General features: G+C 61.9%; 10 protein-coding genes and 1 riboswitch. Of the genes, 7 read left to right on the top strand and 3 right to left on the bottom strand.

Annotation, left to right across the window (positions count from 1 at the left end; all coding sequences use genetic code 11):
• Positions 1 to 10: 10 nt before the first annotated feature.
• A complete protein-coding gene (locus tag ACYVDM_RS26135; protein ID WP_415792281.1) occupies positions 11 to 3,568 on the bottom strand; it encodes an indolepyruvate ferredoxin oxidoreductase family protein in 3,558 nt (1,185 codons plus the stop codon).
• Positions 3,569 to 3,731: 163 nt separating this feature from the next.
• On the opposite strand from ACYVDM_RS26135, the gene mutY reads away from it, so the two are divergent.
• Complete coding sequence (gene mutY / locus ACYVDM_RS26130; RefSeq protein WP_415792282.1) at positions 3,732 to 4,838, top strand: A/G-specific adenine glycosylase; 1,107 nt, start codon at positions 3,732 to 3,734, stop codon at positions 4,836 to 4,838.
• 79 nt (positions 4,839 to 4,917) lie between these two features.
• Here mutY and ACYVDM_RS26125 read toward each other — a convergent pair whose 3' ends face one another.
• Entirely contained in the window at positions 4,918 to 5,739 is an 822-nt protein-coding gene (locus ACYVDM_RS26125) for a helix-turn-helix transcriptional regulator (RefSeq protein ID WP_415792284.1), read from the bottom strand.
• A 529-nt stretch (positions 5,740 to 6,268) separates the two neighbouring features.
• Positions 6,269 to 10,042 carry a methionine synthase gene (gene metH / locus ACYVDM_RS26120; protein WP_415792286.1) on the bottom strand — a complete coding sequence of 1,258 codons (3,774 nt, stop codon included), beginning with the start codon at positions 10,040 to 10,042 and terminating at the stop codon, positions 6,269 to 6,271.
• 93 nt (positions 10,043 to 10,135) lie between these two features.
• Positions 10,136 to 10,299, top strand: a riboswitch (cobalamin riboswitch).
• Positions 10,300 to 10,367: 68 nt separating this feature from the next.
• Between metH and ACYVDM_RS26115 the strand changes: the two genes are divergently transcribed.
• The 6 genes from ACYVDM_RS26115 to ACYVDM_RS26090 all read left to right on the top strand — a co-directional run bounded on the left by ACYVDM_RS26115 (position 10,368) and on the right by ACYVDM_RS26090 (position 17,504).
• Complete coding sequence (locus ACYVDM_RS26115) at positions 10,368 to 12,380, top strand: TonB-dependent receptor (RefSeq protein ID WP_415792287.1); 2,013 nt, start codon at positions 10,368 to 10,370, stop codon at positions 12,378 to 12,380.
• 11 nt (positions 12,381 to 12,391) lie between these two features.
• Positions 12,392 to 13,387: a cobalamin-binding protein gene (locus tag ACYVDM_RS26110; RefSeq protein ID WP_415792288.1), complete on the top strand. Its 996-nt coding sequence runs from the start codon at positions 12,392 to 12,394 to the stop codon at positions 13,385 to 13,387.
• A 231-nt stretch (positions 13,388 to 13,618) separates the two neighbouring features.
• Complete coding sequence (locus tag ACYVDM_RS26105) at positions 13,619 to 14,428, top strand: thiazole synthase (protein ID WP_415792289.1); 810 nt, start codon at positions 13,619 to 13,621, stop codon at positions 14,426 to 14,428.
• Positions 14,425 to 15,270, top strand: a complete 846-nt coding sequence (gene thiD / locus ACYVDM_RS26100) for a bifunctional hydroxymethylpyrimidine kinase/phosphomethylpyrimidine kinase (protein ID WP_415792290.1) — start codon at positions 14,425 to 14,427, stop codon at positions 15,268 to 15,270. Before ACYVDM_RS26105 ends, thiD begins: the two co-directional genes overlap by 4 nt.
• A 206-nt stretch (positions 15,271 to 15,476) precedes the next feature.
• On the top strand, positions 15,477 to 16,157 hold the full coding sequence (locus tag ACYVDM_RS26095) for a protein-L-isoaspartate O-methyltransferase family protein (protein WP_415792291.1): 681 nt from the start codon (positions 15,477 to 15,479) through the stop codon (positions 16,155 to 16,157).
• Between the two features lie 12 nt (positions 16,158 to 16,169).
• Positions 16,170 to 17,504 carry a TolC family outer membrane protein gene (locus ACYVDM_RS26090; protein ID WP_415792292.1) on the top strand — a complete coding sequence of 445 codons (1,335 nt, stop codon included), beginning with the start codon at positions 16,170 to 16,172 and terminating at the stop codon, positions 17,502 to 17,504.
• Positions 17,505 to 17,718: the final 214 nt, after the last annotated feature.

Below are 17,718 nucleotides of genomic sequence, written 5' to 3'. Positions count from 1 at the left end.
CCAAAACCTGTCAGGCCGCGCGAGCGCGTGTAAGGGTGGTGACCGCAGCACTGAAAGTCTGCATGAGTTCGCCCCGGCGGGCGGCGGCCTGCTGCATATTGGCTTCCTTAACGTGGCCATAGCCACGAATCGTATCGGGCAGACTCGCCAATGCCACGGCCTGATCCAGATTCGCCCGGCTCAGTTTGGCCAAAATGGCTTGTATATCGCTGTAATACGTGTCGATCAAAGCACGTTCGGCCCGACGCTCACCCGTATACCCGAACACATCCAATGGCGTGCCCCGCAAGAATCGCAGCCGCGCCAGCAGGCGGAATGCCTTGAGCATGCTCGGCCCGTAGGCACGCTTGATCAAATGGCCCTGCGCGTCCCGGCGCGCCAATAACGGTGGGGCCAGATGGAAATGCAGTTTCCAGTCGCCCTCGAACTGGGCATCCACCTGTTTGAGAAACTCGCCATCGGTATAGAGACGCGCCACTTCATACTCATCTTTGTAAGCCATCAGTTTGAAGTAATAGCGCGCCACGGCCGCGGCCAGACGTGTCGTTCCCGTCGCGGCTTGCTCGGCTTGGGCGACCTGCTGCACCAGGTCCCGATAGCGCCTCGCATAGGCCGCATTCTGATAGGCCATCAAAAACTCGCTGCGTACGGCCACCAAGGCATCCAGCTCGCCCACGGGGCGGTCGATGCTGACCACGGGCGCAGCCGGTGCAACTAGACGCTGCACCGCAGCCAGGTCGTGCGCCGCACGACGGCCCCAGGCAAATGCAGTCAAGTTATTCGGCACCTGCTGCCCATTGAGCTCAATCGCCCGGAGCAGCGCGGCCTCTCCCAAGGGCAACCAACCCTTTTGATAGGCGTACCCCATCATCAGCGGATTGGCGTAGATCGCGTCACCAAGCAGTCGTACCGCCAGGCCCGCCGCATCGACACTATCGACACCGTCCTCACCGCAAGCGCTGCGCAACGTCGTTTGCAGATCGGCGGCTGGCAATCGCCAATCTGGATCGTTCACGAACGCCGCAGTGGGAGCAACGTCACTATTGAGCAATACCCGGGTACGGTCGACGCGCATGCGAGCCACCGCCTCCTGACTCGTTGCCACGACCAGATCGCCCGCTAACATCAGATCCGCCTCGCCCATGGCCACACGGGTATTGAGCAGATCGTCCGGTCTCTGGGTCAACATGACGTGCGAGAACACCGCGCCGCCTTTTTGGGCCAGACCCGCCATATCCAGCACCGAGCAGCCCTTGCCCTCGAGATGCGCGGCCATGCCCAGCAACTGGCCAATGGTGATCACGCCCGTGCCGCCAATACCTGCAATGAACACACCATAGGGCCGTTCCAACCCGGGAACATCAGGCTGGGGCACACCGGCATCAATGGCGCCGTCTTGCGCCAGGGCCTGAGGTTTGCGCAGCTTGCCCCCTTCGACTGTCACCAGACTCGGGCAAAAGCCCTTCAGACAGGAAAAATCCTTGTTGCAGCTGGACTGGTTGATGGTGCGTTTGCGACCAAACTCGGTTTCCAGCGGCTCGACGGATAAGCAATGCGATTGTTCGGAACAATCGCCACAACCCTCGCACACCCGTTCGTTGATCACGACGCGGCGAGCGGGATCCGGATAAGCATTGCGTTTGCGGCGACGCCGTTTTTCAGTCGCGCAGGTCTGGTCATACACGAGCACCGACACGCCGGGATACTCGCGCAGCTCGCGCATGACCGCATCCAGTTCGTCGCGGTGGCGAACCGGAACGCCCGGCGCCAAATCGCTCACACCGTTGTACTTGTCGGGTTCGTCAGTCACGACGACGATTTTGTCGATGCCTTCGGCGGCCACCTGACGCGTGATCATCGGCACATCGATGGGGCCATCCACGGGTTGGCCGCCCGTCATGGCCACCGCGTCGTTGAACAGGATCTTGTAGGTAATAGGGGCTTTGGCCGCGACCGCCGCTCGAATCGCCAACAACCCCGAATGAAAGTAAGTGCCGTCACCCAAATTGGCGAACACATGCTTCTCGTCCGTAAAAGGCGACTGTCCCAGCCAGGGCACGCCTTCGCCGCCCATCTGAGTATAGGTCTGCGTATTGCGGCCCATCCAGGTCACCATATAGTGACAGCCAATACCCGCCATGCCCCGCGACCCCTCGGGCACCCGGGTCGAGGTATTGTGCGGACAGCCCGAACAGAACCACGGCTTGCGCTCGGCGACGACGCGCGGTTTGGCCAGCGCCTGCTCACGTGCCGTGATAAACGCCAGTCGCGCCTCGATGCCGGCCCGAACGTCATCGGGTAACGTAAAGCGCAACAGGCGCGCACCCACGGCTTTGGCCACCATGGCAGGAGAAAACTCGTAATGCGCCGGCAATAACCAGTTGCCCTGCGGCACGGACCATTCCCCACCGTCCTTGTCGTCAAACTTGCCCACGACGCGGGGAATTTTTTTGCCGCTACCAATCCAGCTAAAAAGCTCTTCTTTTAATTGATACTCCAGGATCTGGCGCTTTTCCTCGACGACCAGGATTTCGTCCAGCCCGTCGGCAAATTGCTGCACACCGGTAGCCTCCAGCGGCCATACCATGCCCACCTTGAACAAGCGCAGGCCAATGCGGCGACAGACCGCCTCGGTCAAACCCAGATCGGACAAAGCCTGACGCGTATCCAGATACGCTTTGCCAGACGTCATGATGCCAAAGCGCGCCTGATCTGCCGGCACCTGCCACAGCTCGCGGTTCAGTCCATTGGCCCGCGCATAGGCCAGCGCGGCGTAGAGCTTGTAATCAAGCAGGCGGGCCTCTTGTTGCAAGGGGGTATCCGGAAAACGAATACTCAGTCCGTCGGGCGGCAACGGCACGTCCTGCGGCAGAACGATAGACACACGGTGCGGATCCACATCGACCGAGGCCGAAACCTCGACAATGTCGGTAATGCATTTCATGCCCACCCATACGCCCGCGTAGCGACTCATGGCCCAGCCGTGCAGGCCGTAATCCATGACCTCTTGCACGCTGGCTGGAAACAACACCGGGATCATGCAGGCTTTCAGGATGTGATCGCTTTGATGCGGCAGGGTGGATGACTTCGCTGGATGATCGTCGCCGGCTACGACCAGCACACCGCCATGCGGCGCTGTCCCGGCGGCATTGGCATGCTTGAACACATCGCCACAGCGGTCGACTCCCGGACCCTTGCCGTACCACATGCCAAACACGCCGTCATAGCGTGCGCCGGGAAACAGATTGACCTGCTGCGACCCCCAGACCGCCGTCGCGGCCAGGTCTTCGTTCACGCCCGGTTGAAACTCGATGTGGTGCGCCTTGAGATACTTGGCGGCCTTCCACATATTCAGATCCACGCCACCCAGCGGCGAGCCGCGATAGCCCGAGATATATCCCGCCGTGTTCAACCCCGCCTGCAGATCGCGAACGCGCTGCATCATGGGCAAGCGTACCAACGCATGGATACCGCTCATCCAGGCGCGACCTGTCTCCAGGGTGTATTTGTCATCCAGCTGTACCGAAGCCAACGCCGCGTTGTGGGCGGACGAAAGAGGGGCGTTCATGTCTACTCCAGGGTTTTGAATGCCCAACCCCGCGATACGCACCCTTTCTTATGAAAACGGGCGTGAGCAGGATCGGGAGGCATGCCGTTGTTATGTAACGGTTGTACTCGTCGCCGCGGGCCGATGCAAGAGGGCCGGCGTCCAGGTGCGATAATTCCGCCCTATGGATTTCGCCCTTCGAATCGTCACCTGGCAAGCGAGCCAGGGCCGCCACGGATTACCCTGGCAACATACCCAAGACCCCTATCGGATCTGGCTGTCAGAAATCATGCTGCAGCAAACCCAGGTCGCGACGGTCATTCCGTACTATCAACGTTTCCTGGAGCGCTTTCCTGACGTCGCCACCCTGGCCGCGGCCGAGCAAGAAGACGTCATGCCCTATTGGGCCGGCTTGGGCTACTACGCCCGCGCGCGCAATCTGCATCGCTGCGCACAGACCATCATGAGCGACTGGAACGGACGCTTTCCGCCCACCGCCGAACAAATCGCCACCCTGCCCGGCATCGGCCGCTCCACCGCCGCCGCCATCGCCGCCTTCGCCTATGGCGAGCGCTCACCCATCCTCGATGGCAACGTCAAACGCGTTTTCACACGCCATTTCGGTATCGAAGGCGACCCTGCACGACGCGAGGTAGAACAAAAACTCTGGACCCTGGCAGAGCAGCAAGTCGCCAACGCCCCCGGCCTGAACATGTCCACCTATACCCAGGGCCTGATGGACTTGGGCGCCACACTGTGCACCCGCGGCAAACCCGACTGTGCACGCTGCCCCATCACCGAAACCTGTATCGCGCGCCGTGACGGGCGCCAAAGCGAACTTCCCACTCCCAAAGTCCGCAAAGCCATTCCCGAACGCCAAACCGGCATGCTGATCCTGCAACGCGGCGGCGCCATCTTGCTGCAACAACGCCCCTCGCCCGGCATCTGGGGCGGGCTCTGGAGCCTGCCCGAATTCGACGCCGGCGGTGACCCCACCCAGGCCACGCAGCAATTAGGCCTGGAGCCCCAGCAACGCTACGAGCTCGCCGCTTTCGCGCACACGTTCACGCACTATCGCCTGCACATCAAACCGTGGTATCTACCCGTCAAAGACGTCGTCACGTCCAGCCGGAAAACCTTGGCCCCGCCCGCCATAGCGTCCGCCACTGCGTCCGCCAAACCCGCAATGCCGCAGCGCTGGGCCAGCCAGGCAGAGCTCCCCTCGCTCGCACTTCCGGCCCCCATCCGCAAACTGCTTGACGGCCTATTAGAAGCTGGTTTACCCGACTAGGAGGTCGTTCCTGCGATTGGTCCGCGCGCCGCATCGACGACTCAGGCGTCAATCATGCACGCCTGATACCCATGCACACTCACGCATCCTGCAATAGCATCACCAACTTCAAGTCCGGATGCGTCGCCAACCGAAACGTCGTTTGCTGATAAGCCAGGCGCCCATACTGCGGATGCTGAAACTCTCGCAAACCGCCCTCGCGCTCGACGACGGCGTGTCGCGTCCACCAGTGCGCAAACACCTCACTGTCACGATTCAACTCGTCCAACAGCGTCAACACGTCGGGCTCGTCCAAATGCGCTCCCGCATCGGCCCGAAACTCCGCCACCACCCGACGCGCGCGCTGCTCCCAATCCACCACCAGTTGGCGCGCCGCCGGATTCAAAAATATATATCGCAGTAAATTCGGCTGCGGATCACGCACGGGCCACGCATCAAACAAGTCGTTCATCGGCGCGTTATGCACCAAGACATTCCAGGCCCGATCCAACACATAAGCCGGCGCAGTGATCGCATCCACGCACTCTCGCAGCAACCCCGGCGCTTCACTCCCATCATCACGCGGATGCTGCGGATCCGCGCATTCCGCCAACTCAAACAAATACGCACGTTCAGCACGCGCCAACTGCAGCACGCCGGCAATCCGCGCCCACACCGCCGGCGACACCGAGACCTCACGCCCCTGCTCGATCCACGTATACCAAGTCACGCTGATGCCACACAGTTGCGCCACCTCCTCGCGCCGCAACCCGGGCGTGCGTCGCCGCATCCCCTCGGGCAATCCCGCCATCTGCGGCGTGATCCGCGCTCGCGCCGCCCGCACAAACTCTCCCAACGCATGCCGTCGACGGGTCGAACTCTCATGTAATACCGGCGTACCGGGTTGTGCTGTAGTGCTCATACAGGGCAGTGAAGTTGTTGTACGTTGAGGGCATGTTACTTCGTTGGGATGCGAGGTATGTTGCTGGCGGAGGGGATCGCTGTGAAGGCGTTTCTGGCGGGTTCGCGGATTGGCCGCGCTGGCCTAATCACCTCGGCTCGGCCCGACCAGGGGCCTCGGTCCCGCTGCGCGGGACTGCCCGAGGTTCAAAAGGCCAGCGCGGCCAATCCGCGAACCCGCCAGAAACTCACAGTGATTGCATGTCTTCGTCGCTGCATGCAATCATCATTGCATACCAGCATCACCGAAGATAAACCGCAACAAATTCAATGACCGTGCCTGCACGAAACGATTCGGGAAAGTGGGAACAACGCAAGCCGCGGTCGTCCGTGTAAAGGCCACGCCGGCCTTTTGAGCGCCGATTTAGTCCCGCGTAGCGGGACCGAGGCCCCTGATCACGGGCCGAGTCGGCGCGATTTGGCCGGCGTGGCCTTTACACGGACGACCGCGGCGCCATTAGCAGCACCCAACCCCGCCACGCGGGTAAACATCAACCGAGGCTAGGACCCAACGTCCGCCGCACGTCTTCTTCGCTACGACCGCTGCGGGCAACATAATCGGCGAGTTGATCCTCACCGATGGTACCTACGTTGAAGTACTGCGACTGCGGATGGCTGAAGTAAAAGCCCGAGACGCTCGAAGCCGGATACATGGCATAGCTGTCGGTCAGGAGCATATCGATATCATCGCCATCCAGAACGCGGAACATGTCGGTTTTGACGACGTGCTCCGGGCAGGCTGGGTAACCGGGGGCCGGACGGATGCCGACGTATTTTTCGGCGATCATTTCGTCGTTGGAGAGGGTCTCGTCGACCGCATAACCCCACAGGTCTTGGCGAACGCGTGCGTGCAGGCACTCGGCGAAGCCTTCGGCGAGGCGGTCGGCCAGGCTCTTGAGCATGATGCTGGAATAGTCGTCCAAGTCGGCCTGGAATTCGGCTTCTTTTTTCTCGATACCGAGGCCGGCCGTGACAGCGAACATGCCGATGTAGTCGGCGACGCCGCTGGACTTGGGGGCAATGTAGTCTGCCAGACACTTATTGCTGACGCCTTCGCGCTTGACGCCTTGTTGGCGCACATTGCGATAGGTGAAGAGCACCTCGCTGCGCGATTCGTCGGTATAGATCTCGATGTCGTCGTCGTTGACGGTATTGGCCGGATAAAACGCCACGACGCCGTTGGCGGTCAGCCAGCGTCCGTCGATGATGCGTTTGAGCATGGCTTTCCCGTCGGCGTAGACTTTCTGGGCCTGCTCACCCACCACTTTGTCTTCCAGGATAGCGGGGAATTGGCCGAACAGACTCCAGGTCTGGAAGAACGGTGTCCAGTCCAGGTACTTGGCGATTTCGGCGAGGTCGTAGCTTTTGAAGGCGCGGCGGCCGATGAATTTCGGGCGGGGCGGCACATAGCTTGACCAGTCGATCTGCGGACGGGCGGCGCGCGCGTCGGCTAGCGAGACCAGCGGCGTGGCCTTGCGATTGGCGTGGCGACGACGGACGGTCTCGTATTCTGCGGCGATTTCGTCGATATAGCTTTGTGCCTGATCGGAGACCAGGTTGGCGGCCACGCCGACGGCACGACTGGCGTCGGGAGTGTAGATCACGGGACCGTCATAGTGAGGAGCAATCTTGACGGCTGTATGGACGCGGCTGGTGGTCGCGCCGCCGATCATCAGGGGGATCTTGCGATCGCGGAAATACGGATCACGCTGCATTTCCGAGGCTACGTAGGCCATTTCTTCGAGACTGGGCGTGATCAGGCCGGATAGGCCGACGATGTCGGCTTTCTCTTCTTTGGCCTTGTCGAGGATCTGCGCGCAGGGCACCATGACGCCCATGTTCACGACCTCAAAGTTATTGCACTGCATGACCACGGACACGATGTTTTTGCCAATATCGTGAACGTCGCCCTTGACGGTGGCGATGACCATCTTGCCCCGGGCGCGCACATCGCCGCCAGCGGCTTCGATCTGGCGCTTTTCTTCTTCGATGAAGGGAATCAGATGCGCGACCGCCTGCTTCATGACGCGGGCGGATTTCACGACCTGGGGCAGGAACATTTTGCCGGCGCCAAACAGGTCGCCCACGATGTTCATGCCGTCCATCAACGGGCCTTCGATGACCTCAATGGGGCGGCCGCCACGATCGGCGATCTCTTGGCGAACCTCTTCGGTGTCTTCGACGATGAAGTTGGTGATACCAAGCACCAGCGCGTGCGACAAACGCTCTCGCACGGGCGCGGTACGCCAGGTCAGGTCTTCTTCTTTTTTGGCGCCGGAACCTTTGACGCTATCGGCAAACTGCACTAGCCGTTCGGTGGGCGAGCGCTCATCGACCGGGTCGGTTTTGCCGACGGGTTCGGGGCGGTCCAGGATGACGTCTTCGACTAAATCGCGTAGTTGCGCATCCAGATCGGCATACACGCCGAGCTGGCCCGCGTTGACGATACCCATCGTCAGGCCTTGTTGGATGGCGTAATACAGGAATACCGTATGGATGGCCTCGCGCATCGCCTCGTTGCCGCGGAACGAGAAGCTGACATTGGAGATTCCGCCCGAAAGGCGTGCGTGCGGCAAGTTTTGCCGAATCCAGCCCGCGCCTTCGATGAAATCCATGGCGTAGTGATTGTGCTCGTCGATGCCGGTGGCCACCGCAAACACGTTAGGGTCAAAGATGATGTCTTCGGGCGGGAAGTTTTCTTCTTCGACCAGAATTTTGTAGGCGCGTGCACAGATTTCCTTGCGACGCTCTAGCGTGTCGGCCTGGCCTTGTTCGTCAAATGCCATGACCACCGCGGCCGCGCCATAGCGTCGGCACAAACGCGCGTGCTCGCGGAAGCTATCCTCGCCCTCTTTCATGGAGATCGAGTTCACGATGGACTTGCCCTGCACGCATTTCAAGCCCGTCTCGATGACCTCCCATTTGGAGCTGTCGATCATGATAGGCACGCGAGCGATATCGGGCTCGGAGGCAATCAGGTTCAGGAAACGGTGCATGCACGCTACCGAATCCAGCATGGCCTCATCCATGTTGATGTCGATGATCTGTGCGCCGTTTTCGACTTGTTGACGCGCGACGGCCAGGGCTTCGTCGTATTTTTCTTCGCGGATCAGGCGTGCAAACATCTTGCTGCCTGTCACGTTAGTGCGCTCGCCCACGTTGACAAACAACGACTCCTCGTCGATGTTCAACGCCTCCAGGCCCGACAGGCGAGTCTTGATGGGAATCTCCGGCACCACACGCGGCGTGAGCGTGGCGACTTTGTCGGCAATAGCGCGAATGTGATCCGGCGTCGTGCCGCAACAGCCGCCCGACATATTCACCAACCCGGCTTGCGCGAATTCTTCTAGCAAGCTCGAGGTATCGGCCGGGGTTTCGTCGAAGCCGGTTTCCGCCATGGGATTGGGCAGGCCCGCGTTCGGATATACGCAGACGTAGGTTTCGCAGATCTTGGACAGCTCGGCCACATACGGACGCATCAAGGCCGCACCCAACGCACAGTTCAGTCCGATGGTGACGGGCCGTGCATGACGGACGGAGTTCCAGAAGGCTTCGACGGTCTGGCCCGACAAAATGCGGCCCGACGCATCGGTCACGGTGCCCGAGATCATGACGGGCAGACGCACGCCGCGCTCGTCAAAGACGGACTCGACGGCAAAGATCGCCGCCTTGGCGTTGAGCGTGTCGAAAATGGTTTCGATCAGGACGATGTCGATGCCCCCGTCCAGCAAGCCGTTGAGCTGCTCGACATAGGCAACGCGCAATTCATCAAACGTGACGTTGCGCGCACCGGGATCGTTGACGTCCGGCGAGATCGACGCGGTCTTGGGTTGCGGCCCCAACGCGCCCGCGACAAAGCGCGGACGCTCTGGCGTGCTGTAGGCATCACAGGCGACGCGCGCCAGGCGTGCGGATTCAAGGTTCAGCTCGTAGGCCAGGCCGGGCAAGTCATAGTCGCCCTGTGCAATTGAGGTCGCCCCAAAGGTATTGGTCTCGATGACATCGGCGCCCGCCTCAAGATACTGGCGATGGATTTCATCGATGATGTCCGGCCGCACCAGCGACAGCAGCTCGTTGTCGCCTTTCAGGTCTTTGCCGTGATCGGCGAAACGCTGACCGCGAAAATCGGCTTCGCCCAGCTTGTAGCGCTGGATCATAGTGCCCATGGCGCCATCCAGGATCAGGATGCGCTCACCAAGCAGGCGGGCAAAGTCACTACCACGGGTGTAGGACGACAGCGGATAGGGCAGGCGGGGATACGGCACGGGATATCTCGGAAATGTGGTGAAAAGGCAAAAATTGCCTGAAAACCGATCTTTGATGGTAACAAAACGGGTCGCGCCCTGCCTGCCAGTGATACAGTTTCGCCCCGAACTGGTGCTTCTGGCGCGTCATGCGTGCAGAAGATAAACGGGAAACAGGAAGACGCCCTGCGCGTCCAGCCTGTGCTGCCCCCGCAACGGTCCCCATGCCGCGTTACGCCGCATGGCAGCCCGATACCGGCCAGTCCGCCCACGGGGTCGCGCTTGACGCGCCCCATTTCCGAGAACGACGTGCGGGGTCGCGCGTCACACCGAGGTCAGACCGATCATGTCCCGTTATTGCTGGTATGCCGCCAGTATCTTGCTTTGCACCGCCCCGACGCTGGCGGTCGCCCAACAACCCATCCTGACCGCTGCAATTCCCGAACTCAGCGCCATTACCGTCACCGCCTCCCGTGTGCGGACCGAAACCCGCGATCAGCCCGTACAAGTCTCGGTACTGACAGCGGAGCAAATCCACACCAGCAGCGCCATGACCGTGCAAGAACTGCTGTCCACCCAGGCGGGTGTGCATGTGATCAACAACACAGGGGCTGCCGAACAAGGGCTCGTGGACTTGCGCGGCTTTGGAATCGCAGGATTCAGCAATACCCTGATCCTGATCGACGGTGTGCCGCAAAACACCAATGACCTGTCCGCCCCGTCACTGGGGACGGTACCGTTGAATCGCATCGAGCGCATCGAGATCGTGCGCGGCAGCGGCTCGGTGCAGTACGGCGGAGGAACGACCGGCGGCGTCATCAACATCATTACCAAACAGGGCAACCCCAGCGGGCAACCGGTCTCGGCCAGCGCAACGGGTACGGTAGGCAGCTACGGCCTGCGCCAGCTCGATGCGAACGTCAGCCTGCAAAACGAACACGTGACAGTAGACGTCTATGGTCAGACGCTGCGTACCGACAACTATCGCGACAACAACCGCGAAAGTCGCGACAGCGGCGGCGTGGGGCTGGCGTTTCATCATGACAACGGCGACATCCGCCTGTATGCCCGCACCACGCACCAGAAACTGGGCCTGCCCGGCCCTCGTCGGGTCGATCCGGCGACCGGCCTGAATGAATACGAAGACGATCCACGCGGCACCTCGACGCCTGATGATTTTGTCAACACGCAGACCGACGCCTTCGGCGTGCAGATCGAACAGCGACTGGGCGCGGGCACGCTATATGCCGAGTTGAATCAACGCAATAAATCCCTGACTGGCTTTGCCGGCAGTAGCTTTGGCGACACGACCCGCACCCAGGACCTGGACGAAACCACCAGTAGCCTGCGCTATCAGTTGCCGATTGCCGGCAAGCACGCGCTGATCCTGGGTGCCGACATGCTGGACAGTGATCTGGATGCCACCAATCAGTACTCGTTCTCCACGATGCCTGACCAATGGCGAGCCAAACAACACCAGCACGGCGTCTTTGCCGAGGCCCAAGTGCAGGCCACTGATACCACCCGCGTTACGCTGGGCGGTCGTCGGCAGTACGCCAACGACCAGTTGGAAACCTTGTCGGGTTTTAGCGGCAACTCGGACGAGACGCGCCATTTGGGCGCCTGGCAATTGGCGGTACGTCAGGACATCGCCGCGGGCTTTAGCGCTTACGGAAAGATAGGCCGCAGTTTTCGCTTTGCCAATTCCGACGAACTGCTCTACGTGGCCACGCCACTCAAGCCACAAACGTCGGTGGACAAAGAACTCGGCATCTTGTGGCAATCGGACACATCCAGCGCCCGGCTGACCTGGTATCGCTACGACCTGACCAACGAGATCCAGTACAACCCGGTGACGTTCTCGAACGTCAACCTGGACCCGACGCGCCGCCAAGGGATAGAACTGGAAGGCCATCACGACCTGACGCGCACGCTGACCCTGGATGCCAACGTCACTTGGATGCAGGCAAAATTCCGTTCAGGGACCTATGGCGGTGTGGACCTGGCAGGCAACACCGTGCCCCTGGCCCCCAAATGGATGGCGAACCTGGGCGCGACCTGGCGTCCCACTGACAAACTGTTTGTCAGCCTGTCTGGCCAGTACGTAGGCAAAGCACGCATGGATAACGATCAAGCCAATCAGTTCGACCAGCAGATCGATGACTACTTCCTGGTCAACGGCAAAATCGGCTACGACTTTACGAAGAACATCTCAGGTACGCTGGCCGTCAACAATCTGTTTGATCGCGACTACGCGACGTATGGCATCCGTTCGGGCAGCACGGGCGCGACCGGCGCCTACAACCTGTATCCGGCGGCCGGCCGAAACGTCCAGGCGTCCCTGACGATTCGTTATTGATACCGTGACTGATGCGCTCCCTTGAACCCACGACGCATATTGCCCGGCTTACCAGTCTAGCCAGACGGCTCGGCCGGACATCGGCCGCCGTGCGGTTCTTTGTGCAGGTTCCCGTGCGAATTTTCGCGCGGTTCCTCGCGCCACTTCTGTTGGCGACGACCTCGGCGCTGGCCGCAGACATCGTCGTGCGCGACGACCAGGGACGTATTGTCACGCTGTCGAGTCCCGCTCGGCGGGCCATTACATCGGCCCCTCATGCGACCGAACTCGTCTACGCGGCGGGCGCGGGGGCTTATCTCGCCGGCACCGCAGAGGGCAGCAACTATCCCGCCGCAACCCTCGCCCTACCCTCCATCGGCACGGCGCTGCGCCCGAACCTCGAAATCGCGACGTCGTTGCGCCCCGATCTGCTTATCGCCTGGCAGCCCGCGGCATCCGACCCACTGGCAGACTGGATGCAACGCCTCAACGTGTCCGTGTTCTACAGCGATCCACGCACGCTGGCCGCCATTGCCGACGCGGTGCAAACGATGGGTCGCCTGTTTGGCACCGAGCCGCAAGCGAATGCGGCGGCCGACGCGATGCGCACACGCCTGGCCACGCTATCGGCGCGCTATGCCGACAGCACACCGGTGCGAGTTTTCATCCAGGCCGGCTTGCAGCCGATCTATACGCTGAGCGGCCGCAGCATCATCAACGACGCGATACAGGTGTGCGGCGGCGTGAACGTCTTTGCCGATCTATCTACGCTGGCGCCTCAACTCTCGCTGGAAAGCGTGCTGGCGGCGCGCCCGGACGCCGTGATCGCCGGCGCGACAGACACGGACGATGCCCAGCGTAATCTGCAAACCTGGCAACGCCACGGCTTGCCGGCCGCCCGGGATGGTCACGTTTTCAACCTGGATGCCGACGCGCTCTATCGACCGGGGCCGCGGTTGATCGACATGGCAGAGCAGCTATGCGAGCATCTGGACCATGTCCGCCGGCAAAGAGGCCTCGTCAAGTAACGTTTCGTCAAGTCGCGGCCTCGTTTCCAGCCAAACACTCCCGCCCCCGATGCGCGCCCGGCCATGACGTCCTGCGACAGGCTGACGGCGCCTCAGAGGACCCCTCAGAAAAGGCCGCTCGCCGCGCCCTCGCTGACGGTTCCGACACAATGTCCGGGTGGATTATCATGGAGTACTTGCCGGTCGCCTCTTGCGAGCCGGCCATCGCACTTTTTTCTTGCACGCAGAACAATGACGACTCCAGATACTTTGACCATCGCCGGGCGCGAATATCAATCCCGTTTGCTCGTGGGCACCGGCAAGTACAAAGACTTCGAACAGACACGCGCCGCGCTGGATGCCAGCGGCACAGAAATTGTGACGGTGGCCATTCGCCGTACCAACATCGGCCAGAATCCCGGCGAGCCCAGCTTGCTGGACTATGTGCCCCCGTCCAAGTTCACCCTGCTGCCCAATACGGCAGGCTGCTACACCGCCGATGACGCGGTGCGCACGCTGCGACTGGCGCGCGAGCTGCTCGACGGCCATGACCTGGTCAAACTCGAAGTTCTCGGCGATTCGCACACCTTGTTTCCCAACATGCCCGCCACCCTCGAGGCGGCCAAGGTCCTGGTCGATGACGGCTTCAAGGTCATGGTGTATTGCACCGACGATCCCATCCAGTGCCGCATGCTCGAAGACCTGGGCGTCGTCGCGGTGATGCCGCTGGCCTCGCTGATCGGCTCGGGCATGGGCATCCTGAACCCCTGGAACCTGCGGCTGATCATCGACCAGGCACGCGTTCCCGTGCTGGTCGATGCCGGCGTGGGCACGGCTTCCGACGCCGCGATCGCCATGGAACTCGGCTGCGACGGGATCTTGATGAATACTGCTATCGCGGGCGCCCAAGACCCCATCCTGATGGCGCGTGCCATGAAAAACGGCGTACAGGCAGGTCGTGATGCCTACCTGGCCGGCCGCATGCCCCGCAAGCTCTACAGTGGCGCGCCGAGCTCGCCCACCGAAGGCCTGATCACCGCCGCCCCGGCCAACACCCGATGAGTGCTTCGCGCGCCGCGCAAACGAGCGACCGGCCTATTCCCAACGCCCTGAGCATCGCCGGCGTCGACCCCTCGGGCGGCGCAGGCGTTCTAGCCGACATCAAAGCCATGAGCGCGCTCGGCGCCTACGGCTGCGCCGTGATCGCCGCGCTCACCGCCCAAAACACCCAGGGTGTCACCGCCATCTCGCCCGTACCGCCCGAGTTTGTCGGCCAGCAGATCGATACGCTGTTTGCCGACGTACGCATCGATGCCGTCAAGATCGGCATGCTGGGCCAGCAACCCGTGACGCTGGTCGTCGCGGAAAAATTGGCCAAGTGGCGTCCCGCGCACGTCGTCCTGGATCCCGTCATGGTCGCCAAAAGCGGTGATCATCTGCTCGAGCGCAACGCCGTCGGCGCCTTGCGCGAGGCCCTGCTGCCCCAGGCCACCCTGCTGACCCCCAACCTGCCCGAAGCCGGCGTCCTGCTAGACGAACGCCCCGTCGAGACCGTCAAGGAAATGCGCCGTGTCGCCGAACGCCTGCGCAACACCATGGCCTACTCAGGGCAACGCTGGGTCCTGCTCAAGGGCGGGCACCTGCCGGGCAACGACACCATCGACCTGCTACACGACGGCGACCGCATGATCGAACTGCCAGGCCAACGCATCGAAACCCGCAACACCCATGGCACGGGCTGCACTTTATCGGCGGCCCTGGCCGCGCTGCTGCCGCAAATCGACGACGTCCCCGAAGTCGCCCGCCGAGCCAAAGCCTACCTGGCCGAGGCCTTGCGCCATGCCGACCGCTTGCAAGTTGGATCGGGCCACGGGCCAACACATCATTTTCACGCCTGGTGGTGACCGCTGACGACGTACGGCGATAGGGAGGCGATCTCGGGATATCGCGGCGGCCACAAACGCCGCCTCATCGCCATTTCGTCTGATCGCCGTTTCGCCTGATCCCCCACGTCGCCGTCTCGCCTGATCGCCCTTGTCATCGGGTCACCCAGATTCGCAACGAATCAGTACAATGTCCCGTTGTTCTCCCTGATTTCCTCTTCGCTGTCATGAACGCTTCGACCCTGCCTGATGTAGAAAAAGCCCGCTTCAACATGGTGGAGCAGCAAATCCGTCCCTGGGACGTGCTTGATCCCAAGGTACTGGACGCTCTGTTTGCCGTTCGCCGCGAGCAATTTGTGCCACCGGCATTGCGCGCCCTCGCCTTTTCCGACCTGGAACTCCCATTGGAAATCAATGCGACCAATACGCGCCAAAACATGCTGGCACCCAAGGTCGAGGCCCGTCTGGCCCAAGAGCTGCAATTGACCCCCACGGACTGCGTACTGGAAATCGGCACCGGCTCGGGCTATCAGGCCGCCCTGCTCGCGCACCTGGCCCAGCAAGTCACCTCAGTCGAGATCGACAACCGTCTGGTCGCTTTCGCACAGAACAACCTGCAACTGAACAACGTCACCAACGTCAAGATCGAAACCGGTGACGCCCGCAATGGCTGGGGCACCACCGAATACGACGCGATCCTGGTGACAGGCTCCGTCCCCGCCGTACCCGACGCGCTGAAGTATCAACTGCGCGTCGGTGGCCGTCTGGTCGTCGTCGTAGGCCAGGCCCCCGTCATGACCGCCTGCCGTATCACGCGCACCACGGCCGCCAGTTTCGAAACCGTCAATCTGTTCGAAACGGTCATCAAGCCCTTGCGGGGCACCACTGTCTCGCAGTTCAAGTTCTGATCGGGCATCCTCATGCGCGCCCGATCGCTTGCAGCGACGCTGGGCTTGGCGCTGAGCGCCATTTGGGGATTACCCGCTAACGCCGCGCAAGACCTGATGCAAACCTGGCGCGCAGCCTTGGCCAACGACCCCGTCTACGCCGCAGCCCGCGCCCAGTATCGCGCCTCGGTCGAACAAGTCCCGCAAGCACGCGCCAGCCTATTGCCCGCGGTCAACGCCGAAGTCGGTGGCGTCTACGAAGACACCCGCACCACCCGCAACCTGTCCCGACGTACTCAAGACGGCGCCCGCGGCACCTGGGACCTCGTCCTCACCCAGCCTCTCTACGACTGGTCAAGCTGGCAGCGCTATGAGCAGGCCAAGCTGGGTGTCGCCGACGCGGAATTACAATTACAACAGGCCTACCAGGATCTGTTACTGCGCGTCTCTGATACCTATTTCAGCATCCTGGGCGTCGAAGACGCATTGACCGCCACCGAAGGCGAAAAAGCCTCAATCGCCGCCCAACTCGAGTCGGCCAAACAAAACTTCGAACTTGGCAACGCGACCATCACGGACACCTACGAGGCCCAGGCACGCTACGACCTGATCGTCGCCCAAGAATTGCAGCAACAGCAGACCCTGACTGTGCTGCGCGGCCAACTGACGCAAATCATCGGCGAACCTCCCGGCGCTCTCGCCGAACTACCCGCCAGCGTCGCCTTGCCCGCGCCGCAGCCCGCCCGACTCGAAGACTGGTCCACCCAGGCCGAAGCCGCCAGCCTGGAAGTCGCACGCGCCCAGCTACAGACCCAGATCGCCCAGCGCGGCATCCAGGTCGCCCGCGGCGGCCACTACCCCACCCTGAGCCTGCGCGCCAGCAGCGGCAACGCCGAGGGCAACAACCGCGAACAAGCCGGCAGCCGCGCCGTCGACTCCTCGGTCGGTATCATCCTGTCCATCCCGATCTATTCGGGCGGTGGCGTCTCGTCGCTCGTCACCGAAAAAGTCCAACTCGAACAAAAAGCCCGCAACGACTACCAGGCCGCCCGCCGCCAAGCCGCCCAATCCGCCCGCCAGTACTACACCGGCGTCATGACCGGCTTGGCTCGCGTCCGCGCCCTGCAGGCCGGCGAAAAATCCAGCCGAGCCTCCGTCGAAGCCAACAAAACCGGCTACGAAATCGGTGTCCGCATCAACCTGGACGTCCTGGACGCCCAACAACAACTCTACGCCACCCAACGCGACCTCGCCCAAGCCCGCTACACCACCCTGCTCGACGGCCTACGCCTCAGGGCTGCTGGCGGAATCCTGTCCGAAGCGGATCTCGAAACGATCAATCGGTTGCTGCGGTTACCTCCTCGGTAGTGGGTCGCTGTTTGCTGGCTTAGGTTTTCGTTCTTAAGGCGTCCCCGTCAGGCTCGGCAATAGGGGCCATCGGCGTCATCGCGCGGGCTCGGCCCGTACCAGGGGCCGAGGTCCCGCTGCGCGGGACTACCCCGCGCTCAAAGACGCCGATGGCCCCTATTGCCGAGCCTGACGGGGACTCGCATTAAAGAAATGCCTCAGCCGTTAGTCGTCA

It is taken from the genome of Bordetella tumulicola (assembly GCF_054779135.1).
The sequence above is the reverse complement of the archived record's forward strand: the minus strand, read 5'-3'. Positions and strand labels throughout refer to the sequence as shown.